This window comes from Actinomadura hibisca NBRC 15177, from assembly GCF_001552635.1.
In the GTDB taxonomy this organism is placed as follows: Bacteria; Actinomycetota; Actinomycetes; order Streptosporangiales; family Streptosporangiaceae; genus Spirillospora; species Spirillospora hibisca.
In genome coordinates this window covers 16,576-35,047 of sequence record NZ_BCRO01000089.1, presented here as the reverse complement: position 1 = coordinate 35,047, position 18,472 = coordinate 16,576, and the positions used below count along the sequence as shown (strand labels likewise).

Annotated in this window: 17 protein-coding genes; 10 read left to right on the top strand and 7 right to left on the bottom strand. The window is 72.1% G+C overall.

All coding sequences use genetic code 11. The features are described from left to right. The first annotated feature begins 2 nt into the window (after window positions 1-2). The 5 genes from AH6_RS33980 to AH6_RS33960 all read left to right on the top strand — a co-directional run bounded on the left by AH6_RS33980 (window position 3) and on the right by AH6_RS33960 (window position 3,604). The gene (locus AH6_RS33980; protein ID WP_067488430.1) at window positions 3-698 is read left to right on the top strand and encodes a YidC/Oxa1 family membrane protein insertase; all 696 of its coding nucleotides are present in this window, start codon (window positions 3-5) and stop codon (window positions 696-698) included. Between the two features lie 80 nt (window positions 699-778). Then, entirely contained in the window at window positions 779-2,059 is a 1,281-nt protein-coding gene (locus tag AH6_RS33975) for a cytochrome P450 (protein WP_067488428.1), read from the top strand. A 77-nt stretch (window positions 2,060-2,136) separates the two neighbouring features. Continuing rightward, complete coding sequence (locus tag AH6_RS43050) at window positions 2,137-2,322, top strand: hypothetical protein (protein ID WP_157431893.1); 186 nt, start codon at window positions 2,137-2,139, stop codon at window positions 2,320-2,322. Window positions 2,323-2,397: 75 nt separating this feature from the next. Beyond that, on the top strand, window positions 2,398-3,225 hold the full coding sequence (locus tag AH6_RS33965; protein ID WP_067488424.1) for a helix-turn-helix domain-containing protein: 828 nt from the start codon (window positions 2,398-2,400) through the stop codon (window positions 3,223-3,225). A 58-nt stretch (window positions 3,226-3,283) separates the two neighbouring features. Beyond that, the gene (locus tag AH6_RS33960) at window positions 3,284-3,604 is read left to right on the top strand and encodes a hypothetical protein (protein WP_067488422.1); all 321 of its coding nucleotides are present in this window, start codon (window positions 3,284-3,286) and stop codon (window positions 3,602-3,604) included. A 52-nt stretch (window positions 3,605-3,656) separates the two neighbouring features. On the opposite strand, the gene AH6_RS33955 is transcribed toward AH6_RS33960, so the two are convergent. From AH6_RS33955 to AH6_RS33940, 4 genes are all read right to left on the bottom strand, one after another. Continuing rightward, window positions 3,657-4,742 (bottom strand): acyl-CoA dehydrogenase family protein, encoded by a 1,086-nt coding sequence (locus tag AH6_RS33955; protein WP_067488420.1) that lies wholly within the window; start codon window positions 4,740-4,742, stop codon window positions 3,657-3,659. Then, window positions 4,739-5,926: an acyl-CoA dehydrogenase family protein gene (locus tag AH6_RS33950; protein ID WP_067488418.1), complete on the bottom strand. Its 1,188-nt coding sequence runs from the start codon at window positions 5,924-5,926 to the stop codon at window positions 4,739-4,741. Before AH6_RS33950 ends, AH6_RS33955 begins: the two co-directional genes overlap by 4 nt. Before the next feature lie 73 nt (window positions 5,927-5,999). Further along, complete coding sequence (locus AH6_RS33945; protein ID WP_067488416.1) at window positions 6,000-6,884, bottom strand: metal-dependent hydrolase; 885 nt, start codon at window positions 6,882-6,884, stop codon at window positions 6,000-6,002. Next, on the bottom strand, window positions 6,881-7,792 hold the full coding sequence (locus AH6_RS33940; RefSeq protein WP_245679585.1) for an alpha/beta fold hydrolase: 912 nt from the start codon (window positions 7,790-7,792) through the stop codon (window positions 6,881-6,883). The genes AH6_RS33945 and AH6_RS33940 overlap by 4 nt, the downstream gene beginning before the upstream one ends. Before the next feature lie 90 nt (window positions 7,793-7,882). On the opposite strand from AH6_RS33940, the gene AH6_RS33935 reads away from it, so the two are divergent. Further along, complete coding sequence (locus AH6_RS33935) at window positions 7,883-8,509, top strand: TetR/AcrR family transcriptional regulator (protein ID WP_245679584.1); 627 nt, start codon at window positions 7,883-7,885, stop codon at window positions 8,507-8,509. A gap of 26 nt (window positions 8,510-8,535) precedes the next feature. On the opposite strand, the gene valS is transcribed toward AH6_RS33935, so the two are convergent. Next, window positions 8,536-11,079, bottom strand: a complete 2,544-nt coding sequence (valS, locus tag AH6_RS33930; protein ID WP_067488413.1) for a valine--tRNA ligase — start codon at window positions 11,077-11,079, stop codon at window positions 8,536-8,538. Window positions 11,080-11,208: 129 nt separating this feature from the next. Here valS and AH6_RS33925 point away from each other — a divergent pair, with 129 nt between their 5' ends. Both AH6_RS33925 and AH6_RS33920 read left to right on the top strand, forming a co-directional pair. After that, on the top strand, window positions 11,209-11,496 hold the full coding sequence (locus AH6_RS33925; protein WP_067488474.1) for a DUF4235 domain-containing protein: 288 nt from the start codon (window positions 11,209-11,211) through the stop codon (window positions 11,494-11,496). An 86-nt stretch (window positions 11,497-11,582) separates the two neighbouring features. Continuing rightward, entirely contained in the window at window positions 11,583-12,182 is a 600-nt protein-coding gene (locus AH6_RS33920) for a maleylpyruvate isomerase family mycothiol-dependent enzyme (protein ID WP_245679583.1), read from the top strand. Window positions 12,183-12,244: 62 nt separating this feature from the next. Here the strand turns inward: AH6_RS33920 and AH6_RS33915 are convergent, their stop codons facing one another. Together AH6_RS33915 and AH6_RS33910 are read right to left on the bottom strand one after the other, a co-directional pair. Then, window positions 12,245-13,036, bottom strand: a complete 792-nt coding sequence (locus tag AH6_RS33915) for a hypothetical protein (protein WP_067488473.1) — start codon at window positions 13,034-13,036, stop codon at window positions 12,245-12,247. A 112-nt stretch (window positions 13,037-13,148) separates the two neighbouring features. Then, entirely contained in the window at window positions 13,149-13,445 is a 297-nt protein-coding gene (locus AH6_RS33910; protein WP_067488409.1) for a DUF4193 domain-containing protein, read from the bottom strand. A 500-nt stretch (window positions 13,446-13,945) separates the two neighbouring features. Between AH6_RS33910 and AH6_RS33905 the strand changes: the two genes are divergently transcribed. After that, the gene (locus tag AH6_RS33905) at window positions 13,946-15,631 is read left to right on the top strand and encodes a serine/threonine-protein kinase (protein WP_067488406.1); all 1,686 of its coding nucleotides are present in this window, start codon (window positions 13,946-13,948) and stop codon (window positions 15,629-15,631) included. A gap of 94 nt (window positions 15,632-15,725) precedes the next feature. Beyond that, complete coding sequence (locus AH6_RS33900; protein WP_067488404.1) at window positions 15,726-18,437, top strand: ABC transporter substrate-binding protein; 2,712 nt, start codon at window positions 15,726-15,728, stop codon at window positions 18,435-18,437. Window positions 18,438-18,472 lie beyond the last annotated feature (35 nt).

Here is an 18,472-nt window from a genome sequence, read left to right as displayed (position 1 = left end):
CGATGTTCTTGCTCGACGCCCCCGTGTCCGCTGCGTACTCCCTGGTCAACGGCCTGTCCGACGCGCTGACGCCCGTCGCGGGAGAGCTGGCCGCCACCGCCGCGATCATCATCTGCACGCTGGCGGTGCGGTCCCTGCTGATCCCCCTCGCGATCCGGGCCGCCAAGGGCGAGCGCGCCCGGACCCTGCTCATGCCCAAGATCCAGAAGTTGCAGAAGAGGTACGCCAAGAACCCGCAGCGGCTCCAGCAGGAGACGCTGGCCCTCTACCGCGCCGAAGGGGTGTCGATGTTCGCGGGGATGGGCCCCGCGTTCGCGCAGGCGCCGTTCTTCATGGTGCTGTACCGGGTGTTCATGTCGGCGACGATCGCCGGGCACCAGAACCTGCTGCTGGGGCACACGCTGCTGGCCGCGCCGCTGGGCCAGAACTGGATGGGCGTGCTGGGCATGGGTGTGTTCTCCGCGCCGTCGCTGACGTTCCTGGCGCTGCTCGTGCTGCTGGCGGCCGTCGCGTGGTGGACGTCCAGCCGCGTGACCGCCGAGGGCCCGATGGGGCGGGTGGCGCGCGCCATGCCGTTCGGCACGGTGGTCTTCGCGGCGTTCGTGCCGCTGGCGGCGGGCGTCTACCTGCTGACCAGCACCACGTGGACCGCCGTGGAGCGCGCGGTGCTGCACCGCCGGATCATCGCCCCCGCCTGATCCCTTGACGCCGCCCCGGGGCCTGGGTTGCATGGAAACCGAACCAGGTTCTGGCTTCCCGGCCCCGAGGACGGTGCGGCGTGACGACGCTGGCGCACGACGAGATCAACCTGTCGGATCTGGGCTTCTGGTCGTTGCCCCGCCGCGAGCGCCAGGCGGCGTTCGCGGCGCTGCGCGCCCGCGAGCACCCGGCGTTCTTCCCGGAGCTGAAGCTGCCGTTCATCAAGAACGGCGCGGGCTACTACGCCCTGGTGAGGCACGCCGACGTGGTGGGGGCGAGCCGCAACCCCGAGGTGTTCAGCAGCGAACCGTGCTCCAACAGCATCGCCGACCTGCCGCCCTACCTGGCGAAGTACTTCGGCTCAATGATCAACATGGACGACCCGCGGCACGCCAAGATCCGCCGCATCGTCTCCCGCGCCTTCACCCCGCGCGTGCTGGCCAAACTGGAGACCGACCTCCAGACAACGGCGACACAGATCGTGGACGACCTGCGACAAACCGGCCCCGGCGACTTCGTGACGCAGGTGGCCGCCCGCCTTCCCGTGCAGGTCATCTGCGACATGATGGGCATCCCGGCCGCCGTGCGCCCCATGGTCTACAACCGGACCAACATCATCCTGGGGATCGGCGACCCCGAGTACAGCGGCGGCCACCGCTTCGCCGAGCACGGCATCACCCGCAGCAGCGTGCTGTACGGCCTGGCGCAGGGCCTGTCGGCGGGCTACGAGCTGAACCACCTGGCGATGAAGCTGGCCCGCCGCCGACGTCGCGACCCGGGCGACGACCTGGTGTCGGCGCTGGTGACGGCCAACATCGACGGCGAGTCCCTGACCGACCAGGAGATCGGCTCGTTCTTCATCCTGCTGGTGGCGGCGGGCAACGAGACGACCCGGAACGCGATGGCGCACGGCCTGCACCTGCTGACCCGCAACCCGGACCAGCGCGCGTTGCTGCTGGACGACTTCGAGGCCCGCATCCCGGGCACGGTCGAGGAGATCGTGCGGATGGCGACCCCGGTGATCCAGTTCCGCCGCACGCTGACCCGGGACCACGAGATGAACGGCCACGAATACAAGGCGGGCGACAAGGTCCTGCTGTTCTATAACTCGGCCAACCGCGACGAGGCCGTCTTCGACAACCCCGACACCTTCGACATCACCCGCTCCCCCAACCCCCACGTGGGCTTCGGCGGCCCCGGCCCCCACTTCTGCCTGGGCGCGAACCTGGCCCGCCGCGAGATCACGGTGATGTTCCGCGAACTGTTCACCCGAGTCCCCGACCTACGCTCCACAGGTCGTCCTGATCGCCTCTACTCCAACTTCATCAACGGCATCAAACACCTCCCCTGCACCTTCTGACGGTTCCGAAAGCCAGAGCAGCGTCCCATCACGCACGGTATTTTTGTTTTCCCAGTGAGTTATCACGAGGAATAGCCGTGAGTGAGAATGCACCCTGCTACGCGCCGTCCCGCTGTGCCCCCTTGGATCGGCTGATCCGGACGAAACGCGATCATCCGCTGCAGTCGGTCGAAGAACTGGTGGCCGACACCTTTGAGGACGATGAGGAACTGGACGAGTTCCTGGCTTTCACTCACTCCGAACGTCACAACATCCCCTCCTGAAAGCGGATGTCAGTGCGTCTGGCCCGTCCTCGGAAGGTGCTGCGCGCGACGGGCGGAAGGGTCAGACTGAGAGCCATGACCATCACCGCTCCGGCTCCCGCCCGAACGCGCAGAGACCTCGGCGCCCGGTTGCGCGCGTTGCGGCTGCGCGCCGGGTTGACGGGAGCGCAGCTGGCGGACGCCCTGGGGTGCTCTCCGTCGAAGGTCAGCCGCATCGAGAGCGGGACGGTGGCGGTCGCCGCCGACGATCTGCGGCGCTGGGCCGTCCTCTGCTCGGCGGAGGAGCAGGCCGAGGACCTGGTCGCCGAGGCCGCTGAAGCGGAGCGCGCCTACACGCAGTGGCGTGTGGAAGGGCTGCGCCGCACTCAGCACGAGACGACGGCGCTGTTCGAGCGCACGAGCCGCTTCCGCATCTACGAGTCCCGCGTGGTCCCGGGCATCTTGCAGACGGCCGAGTACGCCGCCCGCATCCTGGCCACGATCGCCGAGTTCCGGGGCGCGCCCACCGACGACGTCAACGCGTTGGTGCAGGTCAGGCAGGAGCACCAGAGCATCCTGGACGTCCCGGCGAAGACGTTCGCGTTCGTGGTCGAGGAGTCGGTCTTCCGCGCGCCGTTCTGCTCCGCCGACGTGCTGCGTCCCCAACTCGAACGCCTGCTGGAGGAGACGGCCCGCCCCAACACCGCGCTCGGCATCATCCCCCTGGACCGGCCGCGCAAGTGGTGGCCCATGGAGGCGTTCTACCTCTACGACGACGGCCCGGCGCGCGTGCAACTCATCCCCGGCCGCTGGATCGCCGCCGCCCCCGGGGACGTCGAGGAGTACAGCCGCACCTTCGAGGACCTCGCCGGGTCCGCCGTCTACGGCGACGACGCCCGCGCCATCATCGGCGGCTACCTGTAGCCGCAATAACCTGCAAGCCCTCTTACCTGCTCGAACGCGCCGCCCTCATGCTCTGGCCATGGACGTGGCGAAGCAAGAGACCCGGCGGACCAAGCCGCCTTCTGACGCCGACTACCGGCGAGGACGGCTGGCCGCCCTCGGCCGGGCCGTAGAGGAACTGACGCCCCTGCGGGCCGTCGTTCAGGAGCCCGCCGACCAAGGGCTCATCCTGTATGTGACCCCTGCCTACAGCAGCGACGCGCGCGAGACCGTGGCGTGTGAGCGGCGGCGCGACGGCACGTGGTGCTTCCTCTATGAGTGGGGCGACCCCATCTGCCCTGCCGACGACATCATGCGGGCGGCGCGGGCTGTGGCGAGCATCATGGGCATCCGGCTGTAAGACCCGGACGGGGCGGCAGGGTGCGAACCGCCGCCCCGTCCGGGGGTCTTGGTCAGGCCAACAGGCCCAGGTGCTCTGCCAGGCGTGCCCTGTGGTGGCGTGGAGCGCCCAGCAGTAGTTCGTCGGTCTTCGCGCGCTTGTAGTACAGGTGCGCGTCGTGTTCCCACGTGAAGCCGATGCCGCCGTGCAGCAGCAGGTGGTCCTTCGCCACTTGGAAGTAGGCGCGGCCCAGGTAGGACTGCGCCAGCGCGGCGGCCACCGGGAGTTCGGCCGGGTCCTCGTCGGCCGCCCACGCGGCGTAGCGGACGATCGACTCCGCCTGCTCCAGCGTGCAGTGCATGTCGGCCAGCTTGTGCTTGACGCCCTGGAACGAGCCCACGAAGCGGCCGAACTGCACGCGCAGCTTCGCGTACTCCACGATCACGTCCAGGCAGCGGCGCAGGCCACCGAGCTGTTCGGCTGCCAGGGCCACCGAGCACAGGGCCAGGGCGCGGGCGATTGCTTCGGACGCGTCTTCCGGGCCGATCCGGCGGGCGGGGACGTTGTCTAGCTCCACACGTGCTTGGGGACGGGTCAGGTCCAGCGTGGTCAGCGGGGTGCGGGTGCCTGCGGTGCCTTCTATCGCATAGAGGGAGGGCGGGGAATCGTCGCTTGCGATCGCTGTGCACAGGATCAGGTCTGCGTCTGCGCCGTTCAGTACGCGGGGCAGGGTTCCTGTCAGTTTGTCAGCGGCGGCGTGGATTGTTGGGTCGCCGGGGACTGGTGTCGAGAACGTCGCGATCGTCGTGCCTGCTGCTATGCCTGGTAGGAGGTCTTTTGCTGCCTCGTCGTCGTTGGATGCGATGAGGGCGTTCGTTGCGAAGATCGACGCCAGGAGGGGTGACGGGGTCAGGGCCGCGCCTAGTTCTTCTAGGGCCGCCGCCAGGTCTGCGTGGCCTGCGCCTGAGCCGCCGTGCTCTTCCGGGATCAGCAAGCCCGGTAGGCCCAGTTCGCCGGACAGGCGTTCCCAGAGGGGGCGGTCGTAGGAAGTCGGGGATTCTGCTGTTTCCCGCACCTTCGCCATGGGCGCGTTGGACGCCAGGAAGGAGCGGACCGTCGTTGCCAGGTCCTTCTGTTCGTCGGTCGGGATCAGCCTCACGCGCCCGCCTCCTTCGCCTGCGTCCCGACCTTCAGGTCCTTGAACGGGACGGCCCGGTCCACCTGCGGTTCGCGGGGCAGGCCCAGGACGCGGTCGCCGATGATGTTCTTCATGATCTCGTTGGTGCCGCCGCCCAGGGCCATGCCCGGCCCCCAGGACAGCGCGCGGGCGATCTTCCCCTCGTCGGAGAAGGCCACCGCGTCCGGGCCGAGGATCTCGCTCGCGGCGTCGGCGCTGTCCAGCGTCAGGTCCGCCAGCAGCAGCTTGGACACCGAGCCCCGCGCCCCCGGCATGATCCCCGCCTTCACCTCCTGCGACATCCGCGCGTTCAGCAGGTCGAAGGCCCGTTCTTGCAGGTAGAGGTCGATCAGGCGGTCACGGACGGCCGGGTCCGCCAGCAGGCCCCGCGCCGCCGCGGCCGTCTTCAGCGCCGCGAACGACGCGGGACGCTCGGTGCGCGCCGCGCCCATCCCGATCGACACCCGCTCGTGCAGCAGCGTCGTCACCGCCGCCGACCAGCCGCCGTTCACCTCGCCGACGACCTGGTCCGGCGCGACCCGCACGTCGTCGAAGAAGATCTCGTTGAAGTGCGACTCCCCCGTCATGTCGCGCAGCGGCCGCACCGTCACGCCCGGGTCGTGCATGTCCACCACGAACATCGTGATGCCCTGGTGTTTGGGCACTTCGGCGTCGGTGCGGGCGATCAGCAGCCCGAAGTCGGCCTGCCGGGCGACCGAGGTCCACACCTTCTGGCCGTTGATCACCCAGGTGTCGCCGTCGAGCACCGCGCGGGTCTGGAGGGACGCCACGTCCGAGCCCGCGCCGGGCTCGGAGAACATCTGGCACCAGATCTCCTCGCCGCGCAGCAGCGGCCGGACGTAGCGGCGCTTCTGCTCCTCGGTGCCGATCGACAGCAGCGTCGGCCCGCACATGCCGAGGCCGATGCCGAACACCCCGACCGGCAGCACCACGTCCCGGCTGGCCTGCTGGAAGGCGCGCTCCTCGGCGGCCGACAGGCCCTGCCCGCCGTACTCGGCCGGCCAGGTGATGCCCGAGTACCCGGCGTCGTACAGCTCGGCCATGAACGCGCGGGCCTCGGCGAGGCCGGGGTCGGGCCGCAGGCCGGCGGCGCGCTCCTCCAGCCAGGACCGCGCCCGGTCCCGGTAGGTGTCCAGATCCGTCACGGGGCGGCTCCTCGCGGGCAGACGCTTGTCAGTGACCACTTACGTTAACGGCTGCCCGCGAGGAACGTAAGGACTACTCCGGTTTGTGCCCCACGGCGCGGGCGGCCGGAGATGTGGCCAGGTAGTCCAGCGCCTTCCGCGTCGAGCACTCCTTCGATGGGTGGTAGTCGCGCCGCAGGTAGGCCCGCGCCGCCGCCACCATGAAGCGGTTGCCGGGGAAGATCCCGCGCCGCACCGCCCGCCGGTAGTCGCGCACGCGCGGCCGCACGCCCTTCAACGTGGGGTCGGCGCGGCACAGGTAGGCCGCGCCCGCGTAGACCATCAGCGGCATCGCCAGCACCCCGACGAAGAACGTGACGAACCGCCTCCAGTACGCCCCCGACACGTACTGGTACACGTCGAACGCCACCGACCGGTGCTCGACCTCCTCCGCGCCGTGCCAGCGCAGCAGGTCCATCATCGTGGGGTCGGCGCCCGCCTCGTCCAGCTCGCGGGCGTCCAGGATCCACTGCCCGAGCACGGCGGTGTAGTGCTCGATCCCCGCGATCACCCCGACCCGGAAGTTCAGCCACTGCCGCCGGGTCAGGACCGGCAGCGGCGGCCGGTCGCCCAGCATGTGCCGGAACATCCACTCGACGCGGCGGGTGAGCGGGCGCGGGTCCAGCCCCTGGGCGAGCATCTGCCGGTCCAGCACGCCCTGGTGGGAGTAGGCGTGCACGGCCTCCTGCCCCATGAACCCCTTGATCTCCTTGCGCAGCCGCTCGTCCTCCACCAGCGGCAACGTCTGCTTGTAGACGTGCACGAACCAGCGTTCCCCGGCGGGCAGCAGCAGGTGCAGGACGTTGATGAAGTGCGTGGCCACCGGCTCGCCCGGGATCCAGTGCAGCGGGGTGTCCGCCCAGTCGAACTTCACTCGCCTCGGGGTGATGGCCGGGTGCCGTTCGTCGATCTCGCTCACGTCGCGCTCCCCGCCAGGATCTCGCCGACGGCGGGCACCTGCGCGGCCCGCAACTCCGCCGTCTCCGGCGCGCCCTCCACGTGCTCGACGAACTCGGCGATCATGGACGCGACCGTCGCCGGGTCCTTGCGCACCGCGCCCCAGTGCCCGGCGGGGATCTCGCGCCGCCAGTACCGGTCCACGTAGGCGGTCAGGTCACGCGACTGGTGCGGCGACACGAACGCGTCCCGCGTCGGCGCGATCGCCTGCACCGGCACCTGCGTGCGGCACAGGTGGCCCGGCCGCAAAAAGCGCAGCGCGTTGGCCCGGTACAGCTTCGTCCCGTACAGCGCGTCCTTCAGGAACGCCGGGTCGGGCCTGCGCTCGACGCCCTCCATCCGCTCGATCAGGACGGGGAACAGCCGCGCCCCGCCCAGCCGCCACACCAGCCACGGAACACCCGGGACCGCGCCGAACACCAGGTACCACGACCGCGCGAACTGCCCCGCCAGCTCCCGGACGTGCCGGGGCGTCGGCCGCCGCAGCCGGTCGCGCACCCACTGCCCGAAGTGCTCGACGCACGGTCCGAAGATCGAGGTGAACGACGCGACGCGCCCTTCCAGCGCGTCGCCGGTGACCGCGCCCCACCCCTGCACCGAGCCCCAGTCGTGCCCGACCAGGTGCACCGGCCGGTCGGGCGACACCGCGTCGACCACCGCGCGCAGGTCGGCGTTCAGGTGCTCCATGGCGTAGGCCCGGGTCCGGCGCGGCCGGGTCGAGCCGCCCGCGCCGCGCACGTCGTAGGTGACCACGTGGAAGCGCCCGGCCAGGCGCTCGGCGACCGGCTCCCACACCGCCTGGTTGTCGGGATAGCCGTGGACCAGCACGATGGTCGGAGCCGCCCGCCCCGCCGCCCCGTGCTCACGCACCGACAATCGCACCCCGCTGGATTTGACCTTGCGTGACTTCACGACCGCGACCACCACCCAATTAGACTCGGATCTAATATGGAGAGCCGTTTGAACGAAAGTCAAGAGGGCCCCGGGCCCGTCCCGCGCGGCGAGGCGCGCCGCGCGGCGATCCTGGAGGCCGCCGGGCGGTTGTTCGCCGACCGCCCCTACGACGCGTTGTCCATCGACGAGATCGCCACCGCCGCGGGGGTGGCCAAGGGGCTGATCTACTACTACTTCGCCAGCAAGCGCGGCCTGTTCCTGGCCGTCATCCAGCAGGCCGCCGAGGCGCTGAACACCCTGGCCGAGGAGTTCGGGGACCTGTCGCCCACCGAGCGGCTGACCCGCACCCTGGACGGCTTCCTGTGGTGGGCCGACGCGCACCGCTCGGCGTTCCAGACCATCACCAGCGGCGGCGTCGGCGTGGACGCCGAGGTGATCGACTTCTACCACCGGGTGCGGCACCGCCTCCAGGCCGCGCTCTCGCTCGGCCTGACCGGCGAGCGCGTCCCGCCGCCGACGTTGCGCGTCGCGCTGGACGGCTGGTTGTCGTTCGTGGAGGGCGCGACGGTGTCGTGGCTCGCGGGCGGCGACCTGGACCGCGACGAGGTGCGCGACATGGCCGTCCGCGTGCTGGGCGGGGTGCTGCAGGCGGTCGGCGCCGCCGCGCACGACGACGCCGACCGCTCCCCGTGAGAGGAACGGCCGGCGTCAGCGGCGGATCAGTCCTGCGGCTGCTCGGCGAACGTCACCGACACCGCCAGCGGCACGCTCGGCTCCGACCCGTCCAGCACCAGGTCGGCGATGCGCCCGGCGGCCTCCAGGTCGTCGGCGACCTCCGCCAGGTCACCGGCGCGGGCCCCGGTGACCTCCACCCGCGACAACTCGGCCCGCATCGACAACCTCGCCTCCGACTTGGCCTTGCGGATCTGCCGCAGCGCCTCGGCGGCCACCGGCAGCAGCGTGGCGTCGCCGCCGTCGGGCAGCTCGGCCGCCGCGGGCCACGCCGCGCGGTGCACCGAGCCCTCCCGCCACCACGACCAGACCTCCTCGGTCACGAACGGCAGCACCGGCGCGAACAGCCGCAGCAGCACCGACAGCGCGGTGTTCAACGCCGCGCGCGCCGACTCGGCCTCCGGGCCCTCCCCGTAGGCGCGCTGCTTGACCAGCTCCAGGTAGTCGTCGCAGAACTCCCAGAAGAACCGCTCGGTCCGCTCCAGCGCCCGCGTGTAGTCGTAGTCGTCGAACGCCTCGGTCGCCTCGGCGACGACCGTGCGCAGCGCCGCCAGCATGCTGAGGTCCAGCGGATGCCAGACGCGCGCGTCCGCTCCGACCTCCCCGAAGCCCAGCACGAACTTCGACGCGTTCAGGATCTTGATGGCCAGCCGCCGGCCGACCTTGATCTGCCCGGTGTCGAAGGCGGTGTCGGTGCCCGGCCGCCCGCTGGCCGCCCAGTAGCGCACCGCGTCCGAGCCGTACTCCTCCAGCAGCGCGATCGGGGTGACGACGTTGCCCTTGGACTTGGACATCTTCTTGCGGTCGGGATCCAGGATCCAGCCCGACAGCGCCACGTCGCTCCACGGCAGCGAGCCGTTCTCCAGGTGCGCGCGCACGACCGTCGAGAACAGCCAGGTGCGGATGATGTCGTGCGCCTGCGGCCGCAGGCTGAACGGGAACACCCGGCCGAACAGGTCGGCGTCGCGCTCCCAGCCCCCGGCGATCTGCGGCGTCAGCGACGAGGTCGCCCAGGTGTCCATGATGTCGGGGTCGGCCAGGAACCCGTCCGGCTTGCCGCGCTGCTCCTCGGTGTAGCCCGGCGGCACCTCGGCGGCCGGGTCCACCGGCAGCGCCGCCTCGGCCGGGACGATCGGCGCGGAGTAGTCCGGCTCGCCCGCCCCGTCCAGCGGGTACCAGACCGGGATCGGCACGCCGAAGAACCGCTGCCGCGAGATCAGCCAGTCGCCGTTCAGGCCCTCGACCCAGTTCTCGTAGCGGGCCCGCATGTAGGCCGGGTGCCAGCGCAGCTCGCGACCCCGCTCCAGCAGCGCCGCCCGGACGTCCTGGTCGCGCCCGCCGTTGCGGATGTACCACTGCCGGGTGGTGACGATCTCCAGGGGCTTGGCGCCCTTCTCGTAGAACTTCACCGGCCGGGTGACCTTGCGCGGCTCCCCGTCCAGATCACCCGACGCGCGCAACATCTCGACCACGCGCTCCTTGGCCGAGAAGACCGTCTTGCCCGCCAGCTCGGCGTACGGCCCGGCCGGGACCCCGGCGGGCGGGTCGGCGACCAGCCGCCCGTCCCAGCCGACGACCGCGCGGGTCGGCAGGTCCAGCTCGCGCCACCACACCACGTCGGTGACGTCGCCGAACGTGCAGATCATCGCGATGCCCGAGCCCTTGCCGGGGTCGGCCAGCCGGTGCGCCAGGACCGGGACCTCGACGCCGAACAGCGGCGTGCGGACCGTCGTGCCGAACAACTCCCGGTAGCGCTCGTCGTCGGGGTGGGCGACCAGCGCCACGCACGCCGGGAGCAGCTCGGGCCGGGTCGTCTCGATGTAGACGGGCCGCTCCCCGCCGTCGAACCGCACCCGGTAGAACGCGCCGGGCTGCTCGCGGTCCTCCAGCTCGGCCTGCGCGACGGCGGTGCGGAAGGTGACGTCCCACAGCGTCGGCGCCTCGGCCATGTACGCCTCGCCGCGCGCCAGGTTGCGCAGGAAGGCGCGCTGCGACGCGGCGCGCGCGGTGTCGCCGATCGTGGTGTAGAGGTGGTCCCAGTCGACCGACAGGCCGATGCGGCGCCACATCTCCTCGAACGCCTTCTCGTCGACCTCGGTGAGCTGCTCGCACAGCTCGATGAAGTTGCGGCGCGAGATCGGGATCTGTTTCTTGGGGTCGGGCTTCTCCGGCGGCTCGAACGAGGAGTCGTAGGGCAGCGACGGGTCGCACCGCACCCCGAAGTAGTTCTGGACGCGGCGCTCGGTCGGCAGGCCGTTGTCGTCCCAGCCCATCGGGTAGAACACCGCGCGCCCGCGCATCCGCTGGTACCGGGCGACGGTGTCGGTATGTGTGTAGGAGAAGGCGTGCCCGACGTGCAGGGACCCGCTGACCGTCGGCGGCGGGGTGTCGATGGAGTAGACGTCGGCACGCGGGCGGGTACGGTCGAAGCGGTAGGTGCCGTCCTCGTCCCAGCGGCGTACCCACTTGCCTTCCAGGCCGTCCAGCGAGGGCTTGGGAGGAACGTTCGGCGTACGCGGCTGTGCTGTCATGCCCCAATCGTATTGACTCCGGCACGGCGCGCACGCGATTAACCCCCGCGCCCGGAGTGATCATCGCCGCTCGGTGGGCACGGTGGTCCGGTAGCGTCGGGGACGACGCTGGACGACGGGAGGACGATGATGGCGGACAAGAACGACATCGGCTGGCGGGTCCTGGCCGGCGGCGCCGCCTTCGCGGGCGGTTTCGCGGCCAAGAAGGCGATCGCGCTCGCCTGGAAGAAGACCACCGGCAAGGAGCCGCCGACCAACCCCGAATCCCCCGAGGTCGCGCTGAGCGAGGCCATCGGCTGGGTCGTGGTGATGGGCATCGGCATGGAGGTCGCGCGGCTGCTGGCCACCCGCGTGGCGGCCCGGCAGTGGGCCAAGGGCACCGGCGAGCTGCCGGCGCACCTGAAGGCCGAGGTCTGACGGGCGGGTCCGGCGACCGCACGGCCATTGGACCGGGGGTCAATTAAGTACCCCCGGCGGTGCCTGCGTATCGTGGTCGTTCCCCCGTGAGAAAGGGACCGACCACGATGCGCCTGCCCTACGAGGACGCGCTGCGCGCCGAACGGCACCGTCTCATCGACACCCTCGACGGGCTGTCGGACGACGACTTCGACGCCGGCACCACCCTGTGCGCCGAGTGGGCGCCCCGCGACGTGCTGGGCCACGTCATCGGGCTGGACTACATCACCTCGTACCTGCCCTACGGGCCGCGCATCAACGCCGCCAACCAGGCGCACGCCGACCGCGCCCGGCAGGTCTCCCGCGAGCGCCTGATGGAGTGGGCCCGTCACTGGGCCGACCGCCCCAGCACCACCAGCCGCCTTGCCGCGGGCCTGCTGCTGGGCGATCTGGGCGTGCACCACCAGGACGTCGTGCGCGGGCTGGGCCTGCACCGCCAGGTCCCCGACGAGGTCGCCACCGCCGTCTTCCGCGAAGGGCTCCAGCTCAGCCTGTGGCTGAACCGGCGGGTGTTGCGGCACCGCCTGGTGCCGACCGACGGCCACCGCCCCGTGGGACGCGGCCCGCAGGTGCGGGGCACGCGGGAGGCGCTGGGCATGTGGCTCACCGGCCGGGACTCGGTCGCGGGCGAGCTGGAGTTCGGCTGAACACCGGCCCCTCCGGGATCGGGACCGTGGAGCGGGTCCCCGATCTCGGAGCGGAACCGTGGTCAGTCCGCGGACCCCAGCGAAGGAGGGCCGCCCGGAAGGGGCTTCGGGCCCCCGGTGCTCTTGCGGAGGTCGTTGCGGACGGTCGCGGCCACGCGCTTGGTCGCGGTGCGGTTGAGGGTCGCCCCGGCGGCGGCGCCGGTGAGGAACGGCCCCATGGTGGTCATGCTGCGGCCCATGGTGCGCAGCAGGCGTTTGCGGAGGGCGGTCTTCGCGGCCGAGCCGAGCGCGTTGGTGAACGAGTCGTTCTCCAGGGGGTTGATGCCGCGCCGCTTGGCCCAGGAGGTCAGGAACGCGGCGGCCCGGGCGGCGCCCGAGCCCTGCACCCGCACGCCGTAGACCTCGTGCAGCTCGGCGATCAGCTTGACCTCGATCGCCGCCACCACCAGGGTCTCGGCGGCGATCTGGGCGGGCGCGGTGAGCAGCAGGGGCGGCGCGGTGAACTGCACCGCCGCCAGCGCCCCGCCGGCCGCGCCCACGGTGGTGGTGCCGTTGGCCGCCACCCGCACCAGGTTGTCGGCCAGCTCCTCGCCGGTCAGGCCGTGGTGGTGGGCGCTCAGGGTCTCCAGGTCGCGGATCGGGATGTGCGGCGCGGCCGCGATGAGCAGGTCGGCCAGCCAGCGGCCGCGCGCGACGCCCGAGGCGCCCGCCCGGCGCGCGCTGTCGCCCAGCAGCCGGGCCAGCCGGCCGAGCAGGCGGCCGCGGGTCTCGCGGTCCATGGACTCCTCGGCGGTGAGCCGGCCGACCAGCTCACCGATCTCCGCGGAGCCGTCGCCCTGCGGCGCCCGCTCCACGGCCGAGGAGTCCCTCTCGTCCCGTGCCTCGTCGTCTCGTGCGTCGTTCGGGTACTCGTCGTTGCGGTACTCCGGGTCGCGGTCGAACTCGCCCGTCACATCGCCTCCCTCGTCAGGCGGCGCACTCGCGGCAGATCGGCTGGCCGTTCTTCTCGCCGGCCAGCTGGCTGCGGTGGTGCACCAGGAAGCAACGCGTGCAGGTGAACTCGTCGGCCTGCCGCGGCACCACCCGGAAGGTCAGTTCCTCGTTGGACAGGTCGGCGCCCGGCAGCTCGGCGACCTCCCCGGCGTCCAGGTCCTCGTCGATGATGCTGGCGGCCTTGTCGGCGCGCCGGGCCTGGAGCTCCTGGAGGCTGTCCTCACTGAGGTCGTCGTCTGTCTTGCGCGGGCTGTCGTAGTCGGTCGCCATCTTCTGTCTCCATCCCCCTCGATGCTTTATGCGCCCCGTCGCGCGGATCTAACGCACGAGGGGCCGAACTTGTGCCCGATCCGGGCGGGAAATTCTGTCACGGGCGGTGACCTGCGACACACGAGGCGCGACCGGTCCCACGAGTGACACCGATCACCCGGACCTGACCCGCATAATGTGGCTTACGTCACAAGACCGGCGGAAAGTCACGATATGAAGCGGGTCGCGACGCCCGCCGGGGCTTCCCACGGCGGCGGGATCATATCGGTCCCCGGAGCGTTGTGCGCGCCGACCGGGCCGGGCGGTGGGCGGCGGTCCGCGACCGGTCGCGCGGGGCCGCCGGCGGCGGTCGCGGGACGGCGGTCCCGCGGCGTCCCTGACCGGTCGCCGAAGGGGCGAACCAGATCCTTCGGTGAAACGTCTGAACTAACGCGATATCGTGCCCGTCCTGAGGTTGGGGGCGGGCCCCAGTCAACTGCGGGTCACCACTGGAGGGTCAGATGCCGGAAGCCGCTCCCCTGGAGCCAGGCGATCCCCGGGAGCTGGGGCGGTACAGGGTCGTCGGGCGCCTCGGCGCGGGCGGCCAGGGCGCGGTCTTCCTCGGCCAGGACGAGGGCGGCCGGTACGTGGCCGTCAAGCTGCTGCACGCGCAGATGGCCGCCGACCCCGCCGCGCGCGCCCGCTTCATCCGCGAGGTCTCGGCGGCGCGCCGGGTCGAGGCGTTCTGCACCGCCCAGGTGCTGGAGGCCGACGTCCAGGGCGACCAGCCCTACGTGGTCAGCGAGTTCATCGACGGCCCGTCGCTGCACGACGTCATCGCCCACAACGGCCCGTTCGGCGCGGCCGAGCTGGAGCGCCTCGCGATCGGCACGGTGACGGCGCTGACGGCCATCCACGAGGCCGGCATCGTGCACCGCGACTTCAAGCCCAACAACGTCATGCTGGCCGCCGACGGCCCGCGCGTGGTGGACTTCGGCATCGCGCGCACCGTCAACTCCCAGGAGAGCGCGGTCACCGCCACCGGCATGGTGGTGGGCACCCCCGGCTACCTGGCGCCCGAGCAGCTCACCGGCGCGCCGCTCACCCCCGCGGTCGACATCTTCGCCTGGGGCGCGACGATGGTGTTCGCCGCGACCGGCCAGTCGCCGTTCGAGGCCGACACGCTGCCGGTCATCATCAACAAGATCCTGAACGAGGAGCCGGACCTGTCCCGGCTCCCGGCCGGGCCGCTGCGCGACCTCATCGGCCGCTGCCTGTCCAAGGACGCGGGCCTGCGCCCGCCGGCCGCCCAGCTGCTGCTGCACCTGCTCGGCGCGGCCGGGGTGGAGCCGGGCCACGGCGGCGACTCCGAGGACCTGCTGAACCAGGGCACCCGCGTCGCCGCGCAGCTGCCGGTGCCGACCTCGCTGCCGTCCCGCCCGCAACCCCGGTCGCAGCAGCCGATCACGCCGCCGCCGATGCCGATGGCCGGGCACCACACCCCGCCGCCGCCCCAGCAGCAGATCACCCCGCCCCCGATGGCGATGTACCAGGGCGGGATGCCCCCGCAGGGCCCGCCGCAGGGGCAGCCCACGCACGGCATGCCGCCCGGCCCGCCGCCCCAGCAGCAGCCGATGGGGATGCAGGGGCGCCCCCCGCAGTACGGCCCGCCGCCGCAGCGCTCGGGGAGCAACCCCGGCCTCGCGATCGGCATCGGCTGCGGCGTGCTGGTGCTGGTGGCCGTCCTGGTGATCGTGGTGCTGGCCGTGATCGGCGCCAACACCGACGACGAGCCCGACTACACGCCGCCCACCCTCCGGACGCCGACCCTCGGCACCGGCCGCATCGACGTCGGGTTCATCGGCGTGTGGGACGGCACCGGCAGCCAGCCGGACGCGGGCACCGGCCGCACGTCCTTCCGGGTGAAGTTCGCGATCGTCGGCAGCAGCGGCACCGCGACCTACACCTACCCCAGCGGCACCGCGACCTGCATCACCCGGCTGAGCCTGTCCAGCGGCAGCTACAGCTCCGGCAGCACCAAGGTCGAGTACCGCGAGCAGCCGCTGACCACCGCCAACGCGGACGAGTGCGCGGCGGGCTACCTCACCTTCACGCGCGTCTCCACCAGCAGCCGCGTCGCCCGGTGGGAGTGGCGCTCGTTGTCCAGCAGCACCACGCAGGCGTCCGGGCTGGTGTCCAAGCCCTGACGCGACGCCGTCCGGCGGCCCCGCGCCCGTGACGGGCCAGGGGCCGCCGCCACGTCCCGCCGTCCTTCACCCCCGCCCCGGAAGGAGCCGTCCCATGCCCGAGGTCGCCCCACTCCGCGAGGGTGATCCGCGGCGGCTCGGGGACTACACCCTGACCGGCCTGCTCGGCGAGGGCGGCCAGGGCGCGGTCTACCTGGCCGAGGACGAGCCGGGGCACCGGGTGGCGGTCAAGCTGCTGCACGCGCGCTTCAGCGGCGACCCCAAGGCCCGGCAGCGCTTCGCCGCCGAGGTCGCGGTCGCCCAGCGCGTCGCGCCGTTCTGCACCGCCCGCATCCTGGACTCCGACGTGGCGGGCGACCGGCCCTACATCGTCAGCGAGTACATCGACGGGCCCGCGCTGTCGCAGGTGCTGGCCGAGCAGGGCCCGCGCCGGGGCACCGCGCTGGACCGGCTGGCGATCGGCACGATGACGGCGCTGGCGGCCATCCACGAGGCCGGGGTGGCGCACCGCGACTTCAAGCCCGCCAACGTGCTGATGGCCGCCGACGGCCCGCGCGTGATCGACTTCGGGATCGCCCGCGCGCTGGACGCGACCGGCACGTTGTCCAGCACCGCCGTCGGCACCCCCGCCTACATGGCCCCCGAGCAGATCTCCGGCGCGCCGGTCGGGCCCGCCGCCGACGTGTTCGCCTGGGGCGCGACGATGGTCTACGCCGCGACCGGGCGGCCCGCCTTCGGGCAGGACACCATCCCGGCGGTGATGCACCGCATCCTCAACCTGCCGCCCGACCTCGGCGACCTCGCCGATCCGCTGCGCTCGGTCGTGGCCGACGCGCTGGCCAAGGACCCGGCGTGGCGGCCGACCGCGCAGCAGGTGCTGATCCGGCTGCTGAGCCTGGCCGGGAGCCTGCCGCAGCAGGGCGCGCAGGCGTCCGCCGTCCTGGGGCAGGGCGCCGAGGCGGCCGTCACCGGCACGTTCCGCGCGCAGGCCGTCCCGGTGGACACTCCCCCGGCGCCGCCCTGGGGCGGGCCCCGGCCGGGGTTCGCGCCGCCGTCCCCGCCTCCGCAGCAGCAGGCGCCCCGGCCGCCGGGCTTCGCCTACCCGATGCCCGGCGCGCCCACCGTCCCCGGCGGACCCCACGGGCCCAAGGGCGGGGGCAGGTCGCGGCGCGGCATCGGCGTGCTGGCCGGGGCGGGCACGGCCGGGCTGGTCGCGCTGGTGCTGGCCGGCAGCGTCCTGGTCGCGAACTTGGGCGGCGACGAGAAGCCCAAGATCGATCCGCAGACCGGGCGCACCGGCGGCGAGCTGCGCACGATGTTGTTCACGCCGTCCTCCACCAACGGCTCGCTGGCCCCCTCGCACGCCGACTTCGGCACCCAGCGGGGCATCGCCAAGCAGCTGTTCACCGGCCTGACCGAGACCACCCCGGCCGGCGCGCTGCGCAACCGCCTGGCCACCGCGCTCACCCCCGACAGCACCTGCCTGAACTGGACCATCACCGTCAAGGGCGGCACCCGCTTCAGCAACGGCGAGCCCGTGGACGCCGAGGCGTTCGCGCGCGGCTGGGCCCGCGCCGCCCAGAACCCCACGGGCACGGCGGGCGTGCTGATGGGCGACGTCAGGGGCCACGCCGAGGTCCGCGACGGCAAGGCCGAGACGCTGTCGGGCGTGTCCGCCACCGGCGACAGGTTGCAGGTGGCGCTGACCAGCCCCGACTGCGAGTTCCCGCGCCGGCTGGCCGACCCGGTCTACTACCCCGCCCCGCGCGACGCCGGAAAGTACGACAACGCCGCCTACAACGAAAAGCCCGTCGGGAACGGCCCGTTCAAGGTGCGCAGCTACACCAAGGAGCGGTCGCTCGTCCTGGAGCGCAACCTCGACTGGGCGTTCGGGCGGACCAAACTCGACACCGTCGACATCAGGCTGGACTCCGGCGCCGCCGCGCGCCCCGGCTTCGCGTCGGGCGAGTTCGGCTTCGTCCAGACCACCTCCGAGGAGAGCGGGTCGGTGCCCTCCGAGCCCGGCCTGCTGAAGTACCAGCGGGCCAGCCTCCGGATGCTGGTCCCGCTCACCCAGCGCGGCCCGATGTCCTCCAAGGAGGGCCGCCTCGCCGTCTCCTACGCGCTGGACCGCGCGGCCCTGAGCACCAAGCTGTACGGCGGCGTTCACACGCCCGCTCACGGCCTGGTGCCGCCGCCGGTGGAAGGCGCCACCAAGGGCGGTCTCTGCCCCTCCTGCGACGCCCACAGCCCGGAGAAGGCCAAGCAGGCCGCCACCCAGGCCAAGCTGGGCACCGGCACGACCGTCCGGCTCTACACCCAGCAGCAGCCCACCCAGCTCCGGGTGGCGCAGGCGGTGAAGGAGCAGCTGGAGCGGACGCTGGGCTGGAAGGTCGAGCTGAAGGCGGGCAAGTCCTACGACTACGGCGAGTACCGCAAGATGCTGACCGCCAAGGACGCGTCCGGCCTGGCGATCTTCCAGTGGCAGCCGGACTACCCGACGGGCTCGGCGATGATGTGGCCGCTGCTGGGCGGCAACCAGATCGCCGCCTCCAACAACGCGCTGAACAACTACTCGGGCTGGAAGAGCGCCCGGTTCGACGAGCTGATGGGGCTGATCCGCCGCGAGCCCGGCCAGGACCGCCGCGTCCAGATGGCCCAGGAGGCGGAGAAGCTGGCCCTGGACGACATGGCGATCGTGCCGCTGCTGAACTACGGCGGCACGGCGCTGCGGTCGGACAAGTACGTGGGCCTCGGGACCGACTTCGACGGCGACCCGACGTTCGCGGACGCCGCGCTGAAGTGACGCGTTCCTGACGCGCGGCGTCCCGGCGTGCCGCG

Excerpts from the sequence above, each read along its gene's own strand:
- AH6_RS33980 (WP_067488430.1), top strand. The coding sequence starts at position 3 with ATGTTCTTGCTCGACGCCCCCGTGTCCGCTGCGTACTCCCTGGTCAAC.
- AH6_RS33965 (WP_067488424.1), top strand. The coding sequence starts at position 2,398 with ATGACCATCACCGCTCCGGCTCCCGCCCGAACGCGCAGAGACCTCGGC.
- AH6_RS33960 (WP_067488422.1), top strand. The coding sequence starts at position 3,284 with ATGGACGTGGCGAAGCAAGAGACCCGGCGGACCAAGCCGCCTTCTGAC.
- valS (WP_067488413.1), bottom strand. The coding sequence starts at position 11,079 with ATGACAGCACAGCCGCGTACGCCGAACGTTCCTCCCAAGCCCTCGCTG.
- AH6_RS33925 (WP_067488474.1), top strand. The coding sequence starts at position 11,209 with ATGGCGGACAAGAACGACATCGGCTGGCGGGTCCTGGCCGGCGGCGCC.
- AH6_RS33910 (WP_067488409.1), bottom strand. The coding sequence starts at position 13,445 with ATGGCGACCGACTACGACAGCCCGCGCAAGACAGACGACGACCTCAGT.
- AH6_RS33905 (WP_067488406.1), top strand. The coding sequence starts at position 13,946 with ATGCCGGAAGCCGCTCCCCTGGAGCCAGGCGATCCCCGGGAGCTGGGG.
- AH6_RS33900 (WP_067488404.1), top strand. The coding sequence starts at position 15,726 with ATGCCCGAGGTCGCCCCACTCCGCGAGGGTGATCCGCGGCGGCTCGGG.